The 17,905-nt window shown below is 61.6% G+C and carries 11 protein-coding genes; 4 read left to right on the forward strand and 7 right to left on the reverse strand.

The window, feature by feature from the left end; translation table 11 throughout:
• Positions 1-3: 3 nt before the first annotated feature.
• The 5 genes from B1722_RS05585 to B1722_RS05605 are packed head-to-tail and all read right to left on the reverse strand — an operon-like array spanning position 4 to position 8,338.
• Positions 4-1,407 carry an ATP-binding protein gene (locus B1722_RS05585; protein ID WP_041068306.1) on the reverse strand — a complete coding sequence of 468 codons (1,404 nt, stop codon included), beginning with the start codon at positions 1,405-1,407 and terminating at the stop codon, positions 4-6.
• Positions 1,404-3,218 carry a DAHL domain-containing protein gene (locus B1722_RS05590; RefSeq protein WP_086791758.1) on the reverse strand — a complete coding sequence of 605 codons (1,815 nt, stop codon included), beginning with the start codon at positions 3,216-3,218 and terminating at the stop codon, positions 1,404-1,406. Before B1722_RS05590 ends, B1722_RS05585 begins: the two co-directional genes overlap by 4 nt.
• Positions 3,215-4,168 (reverse strand): cytochrome-c peroxidase, encoded by a 954-nt coding sequence (locus tag B1722_RS05595; protein WP_041068310.1) that lies wholly within the window; start codon positions 4,166-4,168, stop codon positions 3,215-3,217. The genes B1722_RS05590 and B1722_RS05595 overlap by 4 nt, the downstream gene beginning before the upstream one ends.
• A gap of 43 nt (positions 4,169-4,211) precedes the next feature.
• On the reverse strand, positions 4,212-6,083 hold the full coding sequence (locus B1722_RS05600) for a bifunctional diguanylate cyclase/phosphodiesterase (protein ID WP_041068312.1): 1,872 nt from the start codon (positions 6,081-6,083) through the stop codon (positions 4,212-4,214).
• The gene (locus B1722_RS05605; RefSeq protein ID WP_174376819.1) at positions 6,083-8,338 is read right to left on the reverse strand and encodes an EAL domain-containing protein; all 2,256 of its coding nucleotides are present in this window, start codon (positions 8,336-8,338) and stop codon (positions 6,083-6,085) included. The genes B1722_RS05600 and B1722_RS05605 overlap by 1 nt, the downstream gene beginning before the upstream one ends.
• Positions 8,339-8,587: 249 nt before the next feature.
• Between B1722_RS05605 and B1722_RS05610 the strand changes: the two genes are divergently transcribed.
• The 4 genes from B1722_RS05610 to B1722_RS05625 all read left to right on the forward strand — a co-directional run bounded on the left by B1722_RS05610 (position 8,588) and on the right by B1722_RS05625 (position 11,614).
• On the forward strand, positions 8,588-9,949 hold the full coding sequence (locus B1722_RS05610; RefSeq protein ID WP_086791762.1) for an HD domain-containing phosphohydrolase: 1,362 nt from the start codon (positions 8,588-8,590) through the stop codon (positions 9,947-9,949).
• Positions 9,950-10,016: 67 nt separating this feature from the next.
• A complete protein-coding gene (locus B1722_RS05615; RefSeq protein ID WP_041068318.1) occupies positions 10,017-10,451 on the forward strand; it encodes an NUDIX domain-containing protein in 435 nt (144 codons plus the stop codon).
• A 24-nt stretch (positions 10,452-10,475) separates the two neighbouring features.
• Positions 10,476-11,114: a LysE family translocator gene (locus B1722_RS05620; RefSeq protein ID WP_041068320.1), complete on the forward strand. Its 639-nt coding sequence runs from the start codon at positions 10,476-10,478 to the stop codon at positions 11,112-11,114.
• Positions 11,115-11,116: 2 nt separating this feature from the next.
• Positions 11,117-11,614 (forward strand): GNAT family N-acetyltransferase, encoded by a 498-nt coding sequence (locus B1722_RS05625; protein ID WP_047296233.1) that lies wholly within the window; start codon positions 11,117-11,119, stop codon positions 11,612-11,614.
• Positions 11,615-11,650: 36 nt separating this feature from the next.
• Here B1722_RS05625 and metR read toward each other — a convergent pair whose 3' ends face one another.
• Together metR and B1722_RS05635 are read right to left on the reverse strand one after the other, a co-directional pair.
• Entirely contained in the window at positions 11,651-12,568 is a 918-nt protein-coding gene (gene metR, locus B1722_RS05630; RefSeq protein ID WP_007968856.1) for a transcriptional regulator MetR, read from the reverse strand.
• Between the two features lie 120 nt (positions 12,569-12,688).
• Positions 12,689-17,854 carry a dermonecrotic toxin domain-containing protein gene (locus B1722_RS05635; RefSeq protein ID WP_086791764.1) on the reverse strand — a complete coding sequence of 1,722 codons (5,166 nt, stop codon included), beginning with the start codon at positions 17,852-17,854 and terminating at the stop codon, positions 12,689-12,691.
• Positions 17,855-17,905 lie beyond the last annotated feature (51 nt).

Consider the following 17,905-nt stretch of genomic DNA (forward strand, 5'->3'; position numbering starts at 1 on the left):
GCCTCAGGCCGCGGGCCGGCTCTGACGCATCGGCAACTCGACGCGGAAGGTCGTGCCCACCCCCGGTTCGCTGCGGACTGAAATATCACCACCGTGTTTTTTGACAATGCCGTAGGACAGGGACAGGCCCAGCCCGGTGCCCTGGCCAACCGGTTTGGTGGTGAAAAACGGATCGAAGATTTTCTGCAGGATGTCCGGCGCAATCCCGGCGCCGGTGTCCTCGACTTCCACCCAGGCCGTGTCCTGCTGTTGCCCGGTGCGCAAGGTGATGGTGCCGCGCTCGGGGCCCATGGCCTGAGCCGCGTTGACCACCAGGTTCATGATCACCTGATTGATTTGTGACGGCAGGCACTCGATGTCCGGCAGCGGCTGATACTCCTTGATCAGGTCAGCCTTGTACTTGAGTTCGCTGGCGACAATATTCAGGGTCGACTCGATGCCTTGCTGCAGATTCGCCCACTGCCATTGCTGATGGGTATCGACCCGGGAGAAATCCTTCAGATCCTTGACGATCTGTCCGACCCGGCCAATGCCTTCCTTGGATTCGCGGATCAGTACCGGAATGTCTTCAAGCAGAAAATCCAGATCGGCGTCTTTGCGCAGCTGCTCAAGCCGGGCCACGGATTCGCTGTCTGGCGTGGCGCCCAGCGTCTGCCAGGCATCGAGTACGCTGAGCAACTGATTGAAGTAGCCGTCAAGGGTGCCGAGGTTGGAGGAGATGAAACCGATCGGGTTGTTGATTTCATGGGCCACACCAGCCGCCATTTGCCCCAGTGAAGCGAGCTTTTCCGACTGCACCAGCTGACTTTCCAGTTGCTTGCGTTCATCGATTTCGCGCTGCAGAGCTTCGCTGGCCTGCTTGAACTGGGCGGTGCGCTGATCGACCAGATGTTCCAGGTGATGCATCTGCAAGGAAGCGCGTTCGGTCATCTGCCATTTGGTCAGCAGGGTGTTGGCCATTTGTTGCACTTCAATGTTGTCGAACGGCTTTTTCAGAATCAGTAATCGGTCATGCGCCTGCAGCCGTTCGAGCAGTTCATCCCAGGAGTAATCCGAGTAGGCTGTGCAGACCACCACCTGCAACAGCGGATCCTGTTGCCAAAGGTGTTCGATGGTTTTCGCGCCGTCCCAGCCGTCGGGCATGCGCATGTCGACGAAGGCCAGTGCGTAGGGGCGTTGTTCGTGCAAGGCCTGCATCAGTTTGCCCAGGCCTTCCTCGCCGCCGTAGGCCGAGTCCAGCTCGAACGGCGGACGTTCGGCGCGCACCTGTGCACCAAACAACGCCGCCTCCATCTCGTCCAGTTCCACTGACTGCGCCGCCGGTGGCGCGAGAATCTTGCGGAAGTCTTCATGAATCGACGGCATGTCGTCGATCAGCAGAATACGGCGGTTCGACAGCTCGCTCATGCGTTCTCCGTGACGCTGATCAGGGGAATCTGCAAGGTGAACAGCGCACCTTTGCCCGGTCCGTCGCTGTGCGCGGTGAGGTGCCCGTTCATCTCGATGGCCGCCAGGGCGCAGCTGTGCAGACCGAAGCCGTGGCCTTCCTTGCGGGTGGTGAAGCCGTGGGCAAAGATCCGCGTCATGTTTTCCGGCGCAATGCCTTCGCCATCGTCCTTGACGCTGATTTCGAGGAAGCTGTCATCGACGATTTTTACCGCCAGCGTCATGGTGCGAGGGCGGTTGCTGAGGTCGGACATGGCGTATTTGGCGTTGCTGATGAGGTTGATCAGGATCAGCAGCAAACGGTGTTTATCGCCCATCACCTGCGGCACCTCGGCGTACTCCCTGACCACCGTGACGTGGTGTCGGGTCAGCGCTCCGGCGTTCATGCGCAAGGCGTCTTCGAGCAATTCATTGATGAACAGCGGTTCAGTCATGCTGTTGGCGCCGGCGTAGGACTGCTGGGTGGCGACGATGTCCTTGATGTGATCGACGCTTTTGTTCATCTGGTTCAGTTCGTCGACCATTTCCTGCTGTTCCTGGGCAATCGCACCCACCAGCTGATTGAGGTAACCGGGAAGCAATTTGCCCTTGGGGTCTTCGCACAGAAAGGCGCCGAGGTCATGCGGGTGTTCGTTGATCAACTGCATGGCCTTGCCCAGGCCCTGGGTCTTGCTGTTGCGCAGCTTGCGCGTGATCAGGTCGCTGGAGATGTTCACGCTGTTGAGCACGTTGCCGACGTTGTGCAGCACGTTGGTGGCGATTTCCGCCATGCCGGCCTGACGCGCCGCGTCGAGCAGTTCGCTCTGGGCGTCCCTGAGTTCGCGGGTGCGTTCCTCGACCCGTTGCTCCAGGGCATCGTTGGCCGTTTGCAGGGCCGTGTTGACCCGATTGATCTCGGCGAAACTGCCGATCAGGCGGATCGCCAGCCACACCAGCGAGAGCATCAGCAATACCGAAAACAGCAGCAGGTAGAAGTGGTATTGGCGGTCGACCCGATCGGCGCGCTGTTGATCGCGATCGAGCAGGGTGGTGAGGGTATCCAGGCGCTCGGCCACGGGAATGTTTTCGATGCTTTCGAGCAACTGATTGACCAGCGGCTGCTCGCGCGCGATCAGGCTGATGTGGTTGCTCATGATTTTGATCGGGGTTTCAAACGCCGTCGGCAGCCGTTGCGCATTGACCTTCAGTTTGTTCAGGCCGACCTCGATGTCGGCGGCCCTGTCGTCGGAAGTGACCTGGGCGAACTCCAGGGCACTGAGCAGCAGGTCGTAGGTGTCGGTGGTGATGTTTTGCAGCTGTAATTTATCCAGGTCCGACAGGTTGGCGAGTTGCTCCTGAATGTCGTCTTCGGCGGTGGGCAAAAAGGCCAGGGAATTGCGCAACAGTGCGTTGTGCGATTTGAACTGTTCGACCAGGCGGATCTTCTCCTGCATCGCCTGCAGAAAACCCTCGTGGGCGTCGTTCCATTGCGCCGAGTCGTTGCGGCCATGCCTGGCCTCGATCGCGTCGAAGCGCGCCCAGAGCCGGTTCATCTCGGTCATGGGTGACACCAGCGGATCATAATTGTGGGTGAGCGCCACTCGCGCCTTGAGGATCTCGTTTTCCCACAGCGAATTCTGCTGTTTGATCTGCCGGATCAGATCCCGCGACTCGGTATAGGTCATGGTCTGGTCGGAGCTGGACTTGAAGTACAGAAACAGCAGTATCGAAGCCAGCACCAGAGCGACCAGCGTGAGCAACAGCAGACTGCGCCGACGGGAGATGTTGATCATGGCTTGCCTTCCCTTTGGCCGGTCAGGGTCTCGAGAAACAGAATGATCAGCCGTTTGTCCTCTTCGGTCGGCGTGCGTCCCAACTGATACTGGAACATCACATCCACCGCCTTTTCGAGGGTGTCCGCCGAGCCGTCGTGAAAGTAGGGCGCGGTCAGCGCGACGTTGCGCAGGCTCGGCACTTTGAAAAATTCACGATCCGCTTCGTCCCGGGTGACGTTGAAGCGGCCTTGATCAGCCACGGTCGGGTTGCCGCGATCGGCAATGTAATCGCCGAACACGCCAAACTTCTGGAACATGTTGCCGCCGATGTTCACCCCTTGATGGCAGGCGATGCAGCCGTATTCCTTGAAGCGCTGGTAGCCGTACTTTTCCTCAAGGGTGAGGATGTCGGTGTTGCCCAACAGGTATTGATCGAAGCGCGAACCGGGCGTCAGCAAAGTACGTTCGAAACTGGCCAGCGCCTGCTGGACATTGGCCTGGGTCACGCCGTCCGGGTAGGTGGCGGCAAAGTCGCGACGGTAGTCGGGGTCGTTCGAGATCCGCTCGATAACCGTGCGCCAGTCGCTGCCCATTTCATGGGGACTGGTGATGACGACGTTGCTTTGTTCCTCCAGCGTTTCGACACGGCCGTCCCAGAACTGGCGGAAATTGAGGGCGGCGTTGAACACGGTCGGCGTGTTGACCGCCACCGGTTTACCGTCGAAGCCCAGCGACAGAGCGCGGCTGTCGGCACCGTTCTTGTCCAGTTGGTGGCAGCTGGCACAGGACAGCGTGTTGTTGATCGATAACCGTGGTTCATGGAACAGGCGCCGACCCAGTTCCACGCGGCGGACGTCCTGCTGCGGCACCGCGGGCAACGGTTTGAGCGGCTCGTCCAGCGGCTCGGCACTGGCCCCGGCGCAGAGCCCGCAGAGCAGCAACACGATGGCGTGGTGGAAAAGACTCATCGGCAATCGTCTCCCTGACTCAGGACCGTTTTCAGCGTGTTGATCAAATCGCCCACGGCGTGGGTTCGCTGCCGGCCAGCAAGCGCGCAAACGCGTCTGCCGGCAGGGCCTTGCTGAAAAAGTAGCCCTGACCTTCCTCGCAGTGATGCGCCTTGAGAAAGGCCAGTTGTTCGGCGGTTTCAATACCCTCGGCAATGACGTTCAGCCCCAGACTCTTGCCCAGATGGATGATGGCGCTCACCAGTGCGGCATCGTTGGGGTCGTTGCACAGGTTGCGAATGAACGACTGGTCGATCTTCAGCACATCGATGGGAAACCGCCGCAGGTAACTCAGGCTGGAATAGCCGGTGCCGAAGTCATCGATGGCCAGGCGCGTGCCCAGCGTTGTCAGGCGCTTGAGCGCGGTCATCGTCGCCTCGACGTTTTGCATCAGCACGCCTTCGGTGATTTCCAGCTCCAGGCAGTCTGGGGCCAGGCCCGTCTGCTCAAGCACGCGCTCGATGCCGGCGACGAAGTCACGCTGACGAAAATCGATCGGCGAAGTATTGACCGACATGCGGATCGGCGGCAGTCCGGCGACTTGCCAGTCGCGGGTCTGACGACAGGCCTCAGCCAGCACCCATTTGCTCAGCGGCACGATCAGACCGCTGTCCTCGGCCACCGGGATGAAGTCCGAAGGATAGACCCAGCCGTGTCCCGGTTTCTGCCAGCGTATCAGCGCTTCGGCACCGACCACTGTGGCCGTGCGCAAGTCGATTTTCGGTTGGTAGTGCAGGACGAATTCGTGCTCATGCAGCGCGCGGCGGATGCCCGACTCGATGCTGTGCTGTTCCCGGGCGTGCTGGTTCATGGCTTCGATGAAGAAGCCAATGGTGTCAGGGCCGTGCTCCTTGACGTTGCGCATCGCCGTCTCGGCTTTCTTGATCAGCTCGATGGCTTCGAGGCCGTCAGCGGGATAAACGCTGATGCCCAGACTGGCCGTGACGCTGACGTCGTGGCCAGCAATCGCTTGTGGCAGGCGAATGGCGGCCAGCAGTTTTTCCGCGAGGCCGTGGGTTTGCTGGGGATGGATGATGTCGCCAAGGATCACCACGAACTCGTCCGAGCCATAACGAAACACCGAGTCGGAATCACGTACGCAGGACAGCAGTTGCCGGGCGACCCGTTTGAGCATCTCGTCGCCCGCCGGATGGCCCAGTGCATTGTTGATGCGCTTGAAGCGATCCAGACCGAGGAACATCACCACCAGTTGCTTGTCATGGCGCCGGCACACCGCGATCGCCTGGCTCAGACGATCGCCCAGCAGGGTGCTGTTGGGCAGCTCCGTGAGGCTGTCGTATTGCAGCAGGTGCGAGACTTTGAGCAATTCGTGCACCCGCGCCTCGATGGTCTGCTCAAGGCTGAGCATTTTCAGGGCCGCGTCCTGCGCCAACTGCCACTTCCAGGTCAGCGCGTTGGCCATCTGGCGGATTTCCAGGCTGTCGAACGGTTTTTTCAGGATCAGCAACTGGTCGCCGAACTCCAGCCGTTCGGCCATCGCCTCCCAGCTGTAGTCGCTGTACGCGGTGCACAAGGCAATCTGCAGGTTCGGATCGACCCGCCACAATTGTTCGATGGTTTCCAGGCCATCCCAGCCGGGCGGCATGCGCATGTCGATGAAGGCGAGGGCATACGGGTTGCCGTTGACCAGCGATTGTTTGACCAGAGCCAGAGCTTCCTGGCCCTGATAAGCGGAGTCGAGCTGGAAGCTCAGGTGCGGCGTCTGCTGGGTGCCGAACAGCGTCTGTTCCAGTTGATTCAGATCGACGGCGTCCTGAACCTGTGGGGCAAGGATCTTGCGAAAGTCGTCGTGAATCGCCGGCGTGTCGTCGATGATCAGGATGCGCCGGTTGGTCTGGGGGAACGGCGTTTTCATCACTCGTCCTCCTTCGGTGCCGGATGGGCACTGTCCTTGAGCAATCGCCCGGCCTGTTCGGCGTTGACCGCCGCGCTGAAATACAGCCCGCGCGCGCTGGGCAGCGCGGTTGCGGCAGGTGGCGCGCACGGCTGATCCGGCGACGGCTGGCCTTCAGCGATGATGCCGATGTCCAGGTCCCGGGCGAAGTTGACGATGGCGCGCAAGGCGTTGGCGCCGGCCACATCGTGGGCGGCATTGTCGATGACGCTCTGGGCCAGCTTGAGCTGATTGACCCGGTAGGTCTTCAGGTAATCGAACGAGGAATATTCGGTGCCGAAATCATCGATGGCGATGGTCACGCCCAGTTCACGCAGGCGCGGCAACGCGTCGTTGTGCGTCCACTTGGTCTGGGCCAGCGTGGCCTCGGTGACATCGAAGCGCAGGTCCCAGGGGGCGAGCTCCCATCGGGCGGTGGTGCGCAGCACGGTGTAGATCAGTTCCGGGCCGCTTTTGAGTTGCGCCAGGGAAATCTTGATCGCCATCACGGGCGGCGCCACCCCTTGATTACGCCACAGATGCATCTGATGGCAGGCGTGATCCAGCACCCAGCGTCCGAGCGGAATGATTGCGCCGGTTTTCTCCGCGATCGGCACAAAGTCCGCTGCCGGCAGCAGGCCGCGCCGGGGATGCTGCCAGAGGACTTGTGCCTCCATGCCCAGAATCCTGCCGCTGTGCAGATCAACTTCCGGTGCGTAATGCAGCCGCAGTTGATTGCCTTCAAGGGCGGTTATCAATTCGCTGACCAGGGTCATGCGCTCGGCCACTTCCCGTGAGATGTCCTCGGAGTGGAAGTGATACTGGTTGCGGCCCATTTCCTTGGCGCGGTACAGCGCCATGTCGGCCTGCCCGAGCAGGCTGTCGGCGTCGAGACTGAGCTCGCTGTAACTGCTGATGCCAATGCTCACCGAAATGTGCAGTGCATTGCCGGCCAGGTTATAGGGTGCCAGCAACGCGTCGCGGATGTTGGCGGCCATCGCCGCCGACTGGGTCGGGTCACTGACGTCCAGTTGCAGGATCGCGAACTCATCGCCACCCAGACGCGCCACCACGTCGCTTTCGCGGACACCGGACTTGATGCGCCGGGCGACCTCCTGCAGCAGCAGATCGCCAACCGGGTGACCCAGCGTGTCATTGATCCGCTTGAAGTGGTCCAGATCCAGGTAAAACACCGCAAACGGCGTCGCGCCGCGTCGCGCAGCGGCAAACGCCTGGTGCAGGCGTTCGATCAGTGTGGCGCGATTGGCCAGGCCCGTCAGGCCATCGGAGCGGGCGAGCAAGGCCAGTTTGTCCTCGGCCTGGCGACGTTCAGTGATGTCGAGGATGATGCCTTCGACTTCCAGCAGACGGCCGTCCTGATCGCGTACCGGGATGTAGCGGTTCTCCACCCAGCGCCAGGTGCCCTGGCCGGTGCGCATGCGGAATTCGATGGACGCGCCCGACGCATGCCGATCCAGTACCCGGGCCATTGCCGCGTCGACGCTGGCCTGATCGTCCGGGTGAATCAGGACCTTCGCCCAGTCGGGCGAACCCACCAGGTCGGCGGCGACATGGCCGTAGCGGGTGATGTTGTGGGAGATATACATCAGCGCGAACGAGGGCTCGCCACGCAAGCGGTAAAGGATGGTCGGACTGTTCTGCACGATCACGTTGGCGTCCGACAGCTCCCGGGTCCGCTCCTGCACTGCGTGCTCCAGCAGGCTCATTTTCAGCTCGGCGTCTTCGGTCATTTGCCATTTGACCGTGAGGGCGCTGGCCATCTGCCGAATCTCGATCGCGTCGAAAGGCTTTTTCAGAATCAGGAGCCGGTCGTTCAGTGCCAGGCGTTGGTCGATGTCTTCCCAGGAGTAGTCGGAATAGGCCGTGCACAGTGCGACTTGCAGTTTGGGGTCGACTTGCCATAGCCGTTCGATGGTCTCCAGGCCATCCCAGCCTGGCGGCATGCGCATGTCGATGAAGGCCATGGCGTAGGGGCGGTTTTCAGCCAGCGCGGCTTCGAGTTTTTCCAGGGCTTCCTGGCCCTGAAAGGCCGAATCCAGCTCGAAGTGTGGGGTGTGCCGGACAGACGAGGTGCCGAACAACAGGTTCTCGGTTTCGCCCAGGCCATCGTCGCCGGGAACGACGGGGCTGAGAATCTTGGCAAAGTCGTCATGGATCGCCGGACTGTCGTCGACAATCAGCACGCGGCGATTGACCGGCGCGGTGGGCGGGTTCATGTCGCGCCCTCCTCGGGAAGGCGTGCTGTGATCATCCGGGGCATCCTTTTCCCTCGCCATTGCCTGTTTTGTAAGCCGATGGAGTTCTTTGCCGTGTACAGCATAGTCGGCCCCTCGGTACTGCGCTGGCCGCGCCGGACGAAGATTTACGTGAATGCACTGAAAAATCATCTAGCCTTGGACTCAGGCGCGGGCCAGTGGGGCGGTCGGTCGGTGTGTCGTTAACTCTGTTTCGCGTGAGGCCATGCCATGCAAGAGCAATCCGCGCCGATGCCGTCGCATCGCCCCACGGTGCTGCTGGTCGATGATGAGGAATCGATCCTCAACAGCCTGCGCCGCCTGTTGCGGGGGCAACCTTATGACGTCCTGTTGGCGACCAGCGGTGCCCAGGCGCTGGAGATGCTGGAGCAGCAGCCCGTGGATCTGGTGATGAGCGATGCGCGCATGCCGAACATGGATGGCGCCTCGTTACTGGCGCATGTCCGTCAACGCTATCCGGCGACCGTGCGCATCATGCTCACCGGCTATGCCGACCCATCGGCCATCATCAAGGCGATCAACGACGGGCAGATTCATCGCTACATCAGCAAACCGTGGAATGACGAGGAGTTGCTGCTGATCCTGCGCCAAGCGCTCGACCATCAGCATTCCGAGCAGGAGCGTCAGCGTCTGGAGCGCCTGACCCAAGTGCAGAACGACCAGCTCAAACTGCTCAACAGCACCCTGGAAAAGCATGTCGCGGCGCGTACCGCCGAACTGCAACAGACCGCCGACATGCTCGATCTGGCCTACGAAGAACTCAAACACAGCTATGTCACCGGCACCGAAGTGTTTTCGCTGCTGGCCAATCTGCGTCTGCCGCCTGCCAAGCAGACCAATCGGCAGATCATCGAACTGGTGCGCAGCTACTGCAAACAGCATGCTCTGGACGAGGCCACCAGCCGCGATCTGACCATGGCCGCCGCGCTGTACAACATCGGCAAACTGAGCTGGACCGACGGCATGATGACCACGCCTTCGGATCTGCTGCGTCATACCGATCGCGAGCGTTATCGCAGCTATCCGAAGCAGAGCGAATCGCTGCTGATGACGCTGGACCCGATGAAGGACGCGGCCCGCCTGATCCTGCATCACCAGGAACGCTGGGACGGCAGCGGCTTTCCCGACCGGCTCAAGGGCGAGGCCATTCCGTTCGGTTCGCGCCTGCTGAAACTGGCGGTGGATTTCGTCGAGTTGCAACGCGGCCTGATCCTCGAGCGGCATTTGAACAGCGATGAAGCGCTGCTGTACCTGCGCCAGTACGCCGGGCGCTTGTATGACCCGCAACTGATCGAAGATTTCATTCAGGTGTGTGCGGCATTTCTCGGCGACATCACCCTGGCCGACCCGTCGGTCAAGGTCCTGACCACCCGGGACCTGGCAGCGGGGATGATTCTGGCGCGCAATCTCAATGCCGATAACGGCATGTTGTTGCTCAACGCCGGCAAAGTGCTCAGCGCGCTGTTGGTGGAAAAGCTGATTGCCTTTGAAGCCATGGAGGGCGGCAAGTATCAGATTTTCGTCAAGCTGCCGGAGGCGGATGAAACTGCCCTCAAGGCGTTGGGAGAGTGACCTGTGAGGTGACGTGATCAGCCCGGGCATGGGATCCTTGCGCTTTTTCCAGGCCGGTGGCTGACCCATGACCTCTGCATCCGTTGTCGCTCCAAACCTCATTCGTATTGCCGCTGCGCTGTTGCTCAACCCTCAAGGCCAGACCCTGCTGGTGCGCAAGCGTGGCACCACGGCGTTCATGCAACCGGGCGGCAAGATCGAGGCGCATGAGTTGCCAGTGCACGCGCTGGCCCGCGAGCTGGAAGAAGAGCTGGGGCTGACGATCGATCCGGCACAGGCGTCTTTTCTCGGCCAGTTCTCGGCGCCCGCCGCCAACGAGCCGGGGTTTGTCGTGCAAGCAGAGATCTTTCAATTGACCATCGATGCCGATGTGACGCCCGCTGCCGAAATCGAGGAAGTAATCTGGATTGATCCGGTCAGTGATCCTGCTGTCGTTCTGGCGCCATTGACACGCGACCTGATCCTGCCGTTTTATCGCCACTCGCTGACCGCGATCGCCTGATCCCCCACGCACAGGACGTCCACCATGATCCCGCTTCAAGACCTGTTGATCTTCGCCGCCGCCGCGTTGTTGATGGTACTGACGCCGGGGCCGAACATGATTTACCTGATCTCGCGTTCGATCTGTCAGGGACGCAAGGCCGGGGTCACCTCGTTGCTCGGTGTGGTGGGTGGTTTCTTCGTGCACATGTTTGCCGCGGCTGCCGGTTTGAGCGCGGTGTTTCTGGCGGTGCCGATGGCCTACGAGGTACTGAAGTGGGCCGGTGCGCTGTATTTGCTGTGGCTGGCCTGGCAAGCGCTCAAACCCGGTGCGCGTTCACCGTTCGAGGCGCAGCAATTGCCCCCGGACTCGTCGCGCAAACTGATCACCATGGGCTTTCTCACCAGTGCGTTGAACCCGAAGATTGCGGTGTTCTACCTCTCGGTGTTTCCACAATTCATCAGCCCCGAACACGGCTCGGTATTCACCCAGAGCATCCTCCTCGGCCTGACCCAGATCAGCGTCAGTTTCAGCGTCAATCTGCTGATCGCGCTGTTCGCGGCAGGCATTGCTTCCTGGTTCGTGCGCAACCCGACATGGCTGGCGCTGCAGCGTTACTTCATGGGGTTTGTACTCGCCGGTCTGGCGGTGCGCCTGATGCTTGAACAACGCAGGACCGCCTGAGCATGTGGATCGAACGCCTCGACGCCAGCCACGCGCTGGCTTACCGCGAGCTGATGCTCGAAGCCTACGACCGCCATCCGCAGGCGTTCACCTCCAGCGTGCGCGAGCGCGCGGTGATGCCGTTGAGCTGGTGGGAGGCGCGGCTGACCAGCAAGCTGGATGTGGTGCTCGGTGCGTTCGAGGCAGGCACACTGGCCGGCATCGTCGGCCTGGCGTTCGAACCGCGAGAGAAGGCCCGCCACAAGTCGACCTTGTTCGGCCTGTACGTCTCAGCCGATTTTCGCCAGCACGGCCTGGGCCATCAACTGGTCGAGGCTGCCATCGCTGAAGCCCAAACCCATCCCGAACTGAAAGTCCTCCAGCTCACCGTCACCGCCGGCAACGACGCCGCGTTCAACCTGTACCAGCGCTGCGGCTTCATCCAGTTCGGCCTTGAGCCATTGGCGGTGCGGGTGGGTGAAGACTACTTCGATAAGATTCACATGTGGCGCGAACTCTGATGCCACACTGAACCGGCTCTCACAAGTGGATGTGAATCAACGCACCGCGCTAACCCCATCCAGTGTCGAGAACGAGGTGTCCTTGGCGGTCAGCAGGAAGTCGCGCATGTACGGTGCATCCAGCATGTCCGCACGGATCGCGGCGTACAGTGTGGCAAACAGGCCTTTTTCGCCCAGGCGCTTGGCTTTTACATAGCCGCGCGAGCTGTATTCGTGCAGTGCCCAGTGCGGCATGCCGCACACGCCACGGCCGCTGGCGACCAGTTGCATCATCATCACCGACAGCTCAGAGGTGCGAACCTGCGCCGGTTCGATGTCGGCTGGTTCGAGGAAGCGGGTGAAGATGTCCAGCCGGTCGCGCTCCACCGGGTAGGTGATCAGCGTTTCAGTCAGCAGGTCCTCGGGAACGATGTACGGTTTGCTCGCCAGCGGATGCTGGTTCGCCACTGCGAGCATCGCTTCGTAAGTGAACAGCGGCACGTAGGTGATGCCGGCGATGTCCAGCGGATCGGAAGTCACCACCAGATCCAGGTCACCGCGGGCCAGCGCCGGCAGCGGGGCAAAGGCGAAACCCGAGGCGAGGTCGAGTTCGACTTCCGGCCAGGCGTCACGGAACTGGTCGATGGTCGGCATCAGCCACTGGAAACAGCTGTGACATTCGATCGCCATGTGCAGGCGTCCAGCGGTACCGCCGGCCAGACGACTGATGTCGCGCTCGGCGGCGCGCAACAGCGGCAGGGTCGCGTCGGCCAGTTGCAACAGGCGCAGACCGGCGCTGGTGAAACGCACCGGTTTGGTCTTGCGCACGAACAACGGCATGCCCAGGCGTTCCTCCAGTTCCTTGAACTGGTGTGACAGCGCCGATTGGGTCAGGTGCAAACGGTCGGCGGCATCGACCAGACTGTCGGCCTCGCGCAGGGCATGCAGGGTTTTCAGATGACGGATTTCAAGCACGGCTGGCCCCATGAGGAAAACTTGTGACAAATTCGAAGGCGGTGAGTTTGTCTCATGTTGACAGTGCTGTCGACCACTCGAGCAGAAGCGGGGCATCGCCATGCCCCGCTGCTTTTCGCCCTAGAGGTCTGCGAAATGCCGGATACCCAGCGGTTTACCGATATCGCCGCGCCAGATCGCCTCGACCTGTGCCCCGCTGGCGGCCTGAACCTGCTGCCATTGCAGGCCGAGGTTGCGTTGCTCCGGCAATTTCAGGTGCGCCTTGACGAAGTCAGCAAACGGCACCTTGTCCGAGGTGTAGTGAAAGTGCGCGTACCACAGCGTGCGCGGCGGCGTGGAGGTGAGGTCGCGCACGGCGTATTCCTGAAGGAAATCCTTGCGTCCATCAGCCCTTTTGCCCAGTGCCCGCAGCGGACCTTCGCGGCGGATATCCACCACTTGCTGGTGCAGCAGATAATCCAGATAGCCTTCAGTGGGCGTCTTGCTGCGCAGTGACTGATCAATGCGCAGCGTACGACCGGTACGGCGCAGTTCGCGGGCCTTGTCGTGCAGTTGCAGCACTACCGGTTCGGTCGGCGACAGTCGCTCGATGGCCTGGGCACGGGTGCTCAGTTCGGTCGCTTCGCTGCTGAGCATGTGTTCCAGATCCACCGGCAGCATGTCCTGGCGGGCATAGCCCTGCACCTTGTTGCTGTAAACCGGAACAGCTGCCAGACGTTTGCGCGCTTCGACCAGCAGTGGCTGAACGTCAGTTGGCAACGTTGCTGGCGTCGGGGCGGTGCGCACTTGCAGATGGTATTTGCCACCGGAGCGCGGCAGCCAGGTTTCGCGGAATCCGTCGATGCCTTCAATGGTGATGCGTTTTTCCCGGGTGCCGGCGTCGATGCTTTCCGTGCCGATCAGCAACTGGTTGTCCTCGGTTTCGAACAGTTGCTTGCCGCCAGGCTCTTTCGGCTTGATTGGCGCACGTTGTCTGATCGCATGCCGCGCCTGCGCTTCGACCTGAGTCAGTCCCTCGAGGAACAGCCCGACCTGTTCCAGATCCAGATGCTGTGCATAACCCAGTGTCCAGGCGTTCAACTGACGACGGAAATCGGCATAGATTTGCAGGCAGTCCTCAAGGACCCGATTGCGCTGAACCAGGCTGGCGCTGACCTCTGGCAGGTGATGCTGGGTCAGCAACGCGCGCCCGACCTTGGTCCGGGCGTCTTTGAGCTGGGTATGGAAATACGCCCAGGACAGGTCAGTGACCGCATCGTAGCGGGCAATGATTTCCAGCAGATGCGCAGTTCTCAGGTAGTGATGCGTGTTGTCTCCCAGATTGCGGTTGATAGCGGCCATGTCTTTCGCCATCCGGGCTTTCTGCGCGCGGTTGCTGATGCGGTTGTTCCACAGTCTGGCCTGCTCGGTGATCGCATGCAGTTGATCGAACTCCTTGAGGAAATCCTCGCGCGCCTGCTTGCGCCGGGCCATGAGTGTGATATGGACGCTGGTGTGGTCGAAGGGCACGGCATCGGACTCGGCGACCAGTGCGTCGATCCGGTTCAGGTGTTCCAGCAAGCGGTCGCGGGCGACGGTGACGCGCTGCACGGCGCGGTCGACCACGATCCAGGCGCAGCGGCTCTGGATGGCTTCAATCTGCAGACGTTTGCGGCCGTGGCTCAAAGGTATTAATTCGACAAGGTTGTCGTATTGGGCGATCGCGACGTCGATGTCATTCAGGCAGGCTGTGTCAACGGCTGTCTGCAGGGGCTTGCGCTGGGCAATATCGAGGTTCTGATAGTTCTCCAGCAACTGGTTGGTGGCGCGGGTCTGAGCATCGAGGCGCCGGGTGTAGTTGTCGGCGGTGTTGGTCAGGGTCATTTGCCGGCGCAGTTGCCGATCGGTCCACCAGCGCGGTAGCCACTGGCGGATCGGCGCAGGCCAAAGCGGATCCAGGCCGTCGACCAGATGTCCGAGCACTGCGCCGCCGCCAGGACCGCCACCGTCCATTACCGTGCCGTGCACCGCATAGTGGGTGTTCCACTGACCGCTGTCGTCGAGGGCGATCGGTTGTTTGTAGCCGCGCATCCATGTGCCGTAAAGCCTCCAGCCACGCGGTGCATCGCTTAGCTGAACCCGATAAATGCGGCCCTGACGAACGATGAAATCGCCATCGGCGTGACGGTAGACGTTGCGATAGACACCGTGGGTGGCCGGGTGCAGGCCGGCCAGGGAAATGTCGAATTCGTACTCGTAACCCTTGAAGCGGTCGAGCGACTGCCGGGCCCGTTGCCAGGACGACGACATGGTGGCGAATCCGCCCAGGGCCGCGCCTTGCCGCTGACGTGTGGCCAGACGTGCTGCTGCGGGGGCCGAGACGGTTCCGGGCAGCACATCCATTGCCGCGTCGATCAGTGACAGCAGCACCGCTTCCACCTCCGCCAGACCATGCCCGAGCTCGCCGCGCAAGAACGCCGCGACGGCCAGATTGGCGCTGTTCCAGGCGTCATACAGGGCCACTGCCGCCCCCACGAACGGCACCATGCCGATGGCCATTTTCAGATAGTTGAACAATGCCCCGGATTTCAGTGCACAGCGTTCCAGATACAACGCATCGTTGGAACGCGAACTGCTGCGATGGGCTTCCAGCAATCGACCCATGTGCACGTTCAATAGATGAATGGCCAGCGATGTGGTCGCCGGCCAGGCCATTCCGACGCCGATCAGAGCGTCGAAATTGCGCAATTGCGCCTGATTGATACGGCTGACATGGCTGGCAAAATCGCCGCTCACGGCGCGTCCGGCCAGGTAATTGACCATTTTGCTGTCCATACAACGCCTGAACAGATCCATTCGGGCCTGTTCCAGCGTCGGGTACTGCCGCAGGAAGATGGCGTCGGTGCTGTCGGGCAGGTAGAGCAGGGTCAGGCCATTGTTCTGTTCGACAATGAACGTCAGCCCGGCGAGCGTGCTCGGTCCCTGATGCGCGGTGTCCTCTCCACCAACCGTCAGCTGCACCGGCAGCAGCGCGATGCGCTTCCCATCAACGGCATACGCCTGGGGTGAAGTCGCATCGATGGCGACCTTCAGTACGGCATGGCCGGCACTGTCGATGTGCCGTTGCAGCAGGGCGAATTCACCTTGCAACCTGAGCATCAGCCGCCATGGTTCGCTCAGGCATTCGCGACGCCAGGCCTGCTGAAACGCAGGTTCTGCCGGCGCGCCGAAAAACACCTGGCGAATCTGTTCTTCGTAACGTCCGGGCAGATCGAGCTCGGTCACCAGTTTGCGCAAGTAGACCGGGTTGAGTCCGGCTTCGACGCGCTGCCGATCGGTTTCGTCCTCGGCACGGATCCTGGCCTGCATGAACGACAGTCGCCACCACATGGCTTGATCGATGTTGTGCTGTGCCAGTTGTTCGAGGGCGAGATCGCTGCGCTTGTCGCTCGCGGTCAGGACATTGCGTTGCGGCGTGCCAGGCGCAGCCCCTTCCATCACGGTTTTTTGCCAGACCGTCGAATCGGGCAGATCGAGGCTCACGCTCACGCTGTGTTTGAGCGCGAAGTCCGCGCGCAAGCGGGCGTCGATGCGTTTTTCGGCGAAGGCCTGACGCGACGGCAGCTCCCGTTCGAGCAGCGCATGGGCGCGATGCATGGCGCTGAGGTAGTGGCTGATCAGCGCTTTGAGCGTGGTCCGGTGCGCCGCGTCGAGGTTGTCGAACCACTCGGGCAGGCTGCCGGCCAGCGCGGCGCTGCGGTCTTGCGCCTGACGTTCGGCAAATGCCCGTTCGCGGGCCTGCGCGATCGGCACGGTCAGGCGTGGCAAGTGTTGTTCGCGCAACTTTTCCATCTCGGCCTGACGCTCGCCGGCACGGCCGGGCAGCGGGTTGTCGCGCAGGATCTGTGCGGCCTGTTGTTCGCATTGATAGAGCTGCTGATCGAGTGACCAGGCGAGCGGGTCATCGGTCAGTGGTGTCAGGTGCAGGGTCAGCCCGCCGTCCTGGGGCGAGCGTTTGAACACGTTCTGCTCCAATGCCGCATGCGAAGCAAAACGTTGCAGGCCGCCAAACTCGCCGGGCCAGTAAAGCAGCAGGCTGTCGGTGGAACCGGGGGCCAGCGCTGCAAGAGGGGCGATGATCAGTACACCTGGCAGCTCCTCGACGACGCTGATGTTGTCGTCTGCCGTTGCCAAGGATATGCAGGCGATGACCCCGTCCGTTGGCGGCAGGTGGTGTCCCGGTGCGTCCAGCATTGCGATGACTCGCCGATGTTCGGCGACGGACAGTTGCTCCAGCGTCCGTTGCAGTTCGACCTCCGCGCGCAGCCCTGCGATACGCGCCTGCAGCAGGGCCTGGTAATGCTCGTTTGAGCGGCGGCGTAATTCGAGCAGGGTCAGCGGATTGTGGCTGTCGAGCAGGGCCGATGCCGCGTCATGACTGGCCTGCTGAGCCTCGCTCAAGGCGACGAGTCGTTGTGCCAGTTGTTGACGTTGCGGACTGTTCGGCTCGGCGTCGCCAAACAAGCGGTCAAGCGCACGCTGTTCAAGCACCAGCGTCTGCCGGCGCAGATCCAGGGGAATGTCGGCCATCAGCAAACCGAAGGGCGCAACCTCATCGACACTTGGCCCGGCACTTTGCGGCAGAGCGGACGTGATCGGGAAAAACTTGTCGAGTGCGATCCCGTTGTCGCCAGTGACGGGCGAACTCGACAGCAGCGGTTCAACGCCGCGCTTGAGCGGATCACTACCGAATTCGATGAAGTCCAGCGAGGAGACTTGCAGTTGCTCCGGTTGCTGATCCATCAGCCAGCGCTCAAGGTCGGCCTGTTTTTCGAAGCGGAGCAACGGTTGTGGGTGTGCGGGCAGGTAAAGCAGCAGCGTTTCCTCCAACTGAAGCAGCAGCGTGCCGTACAGGCGCACCCGGCTGTTATCGACACGATTGAGTACCGGTTGCGCGACCCGCAGATCCGCCGCGACCTGGCTCGACGGGGTGAGAAGCTGCTCAAGCCTGTGGCGTTGTGAGGTGTCGAGCTTGCCTTCGGCAGCCGCCCATTGAAGCGCGGCCTCAAAGTGCTGCTGATAGAGACTCAAGGCATGCTCGCGCCGTGACAGCGCAGTGCCGGGCGCGCGGGCATCCCACCAGGCACTTTCGGGTTGCCCGGGATGCTGGGCCATGAGGTCCAGCCATTGCTGGTGACAGTCGTTCAAGCGCGCCGTGGCCAACAGGTGCAGATGTTGATCGACGTTGGGCTGTAGCCGCTGATCAAGGCCGAAGTCGGCTGTTACAAGGGGAGGCGAATGGGTCATGCGACAGGGCTCCAGAGGGCATGCAGACCGGGTGATTCCGGTTTTCATGCC

This window comes from Pseudomonas sp. SCPG-7, from assembly GCF_002156405.1.
Taxonomy (GTDB): domain Bacteria; phylum Pseudomonadota; class Gammaproteobacteria; order Pseudomonadales; family Pseudomonadaceae; genus Aquipseudomonas; species Aquipseudomonas parakoreensis.

Bases quoted from the DNA above. Each gene is read 5' to 3' on its own strand.
- B1722_RS05585 (WP_041068306.1), bottom strand. From the start codon at position 1,407: ATGAGCGAGCTGTCGAACCGCCGTATTCTGCTGATCGACGACATGCCG.
- B1722_RS05590 (WP_086791758.1), bottom strand. From the start codon at position 3,218: ATGATCAACATCTCCCGTCGGCGCAGTCTGCTGTTGCTCACGCTGGTC.
- B1722_RS05595 (WP_041068310.1), bottom strand. From the start codon at position 4,168: ATGAGTCTTTTCCACCACGCCATCGTGTTGCTGCTCTGCGGGCTCTGC.
- B1722_RS05600 (WP_041068312.1), bottom strand. From the start codon at position 6,083: ATGAAAACGCCGTTCCCCCAGACCAACCGGCGCATCCTGATCATCGAC.
- B1722_RS05605 (WP_174376819.1), bottom strand. From the start codon at position 8,338: ATGAACCCGCCCACCGCGCCGGTCAATCGCCGCGTGCTGATTGTCGAC.
- B1722_RS05610 (WP_086791762.1), top strand. From the start codon at position 8,588: ATGCAAGAGCAATCCGCGCCGATGCCGTCGCATCGCCCCACGGTGCTG.
- B1722_RS05615 (WP_041068318.1), top strand. From the start codon at position 10,017: ATGACCTCTGCATCCGTTGTCGCTCCAAACCTCATTCGTATTGCCGCT.
- B1722_RS05620 (WP_041068320.1), top strand. From the start codon at position 10,476: ATGATCCCGCTTCAAGACCTGTTGATCTTCGCCGCCGCCGCGTTGTTG.
- B1722_RS05625 (WP_047296233.1), top strand. From the start codon at position 11,117: ATGTGGATCGAACGCCTCGACGCCAGCCACGCGCTGGCTTACCGCGAG.
- B1722_RS05635 (WP_086791764.1), bottom strand. From the start codon at position 17,854: ATGACCCATTCGCCTCCCCTTGTAACAGCCGACTTCGGCCTTGATCAG.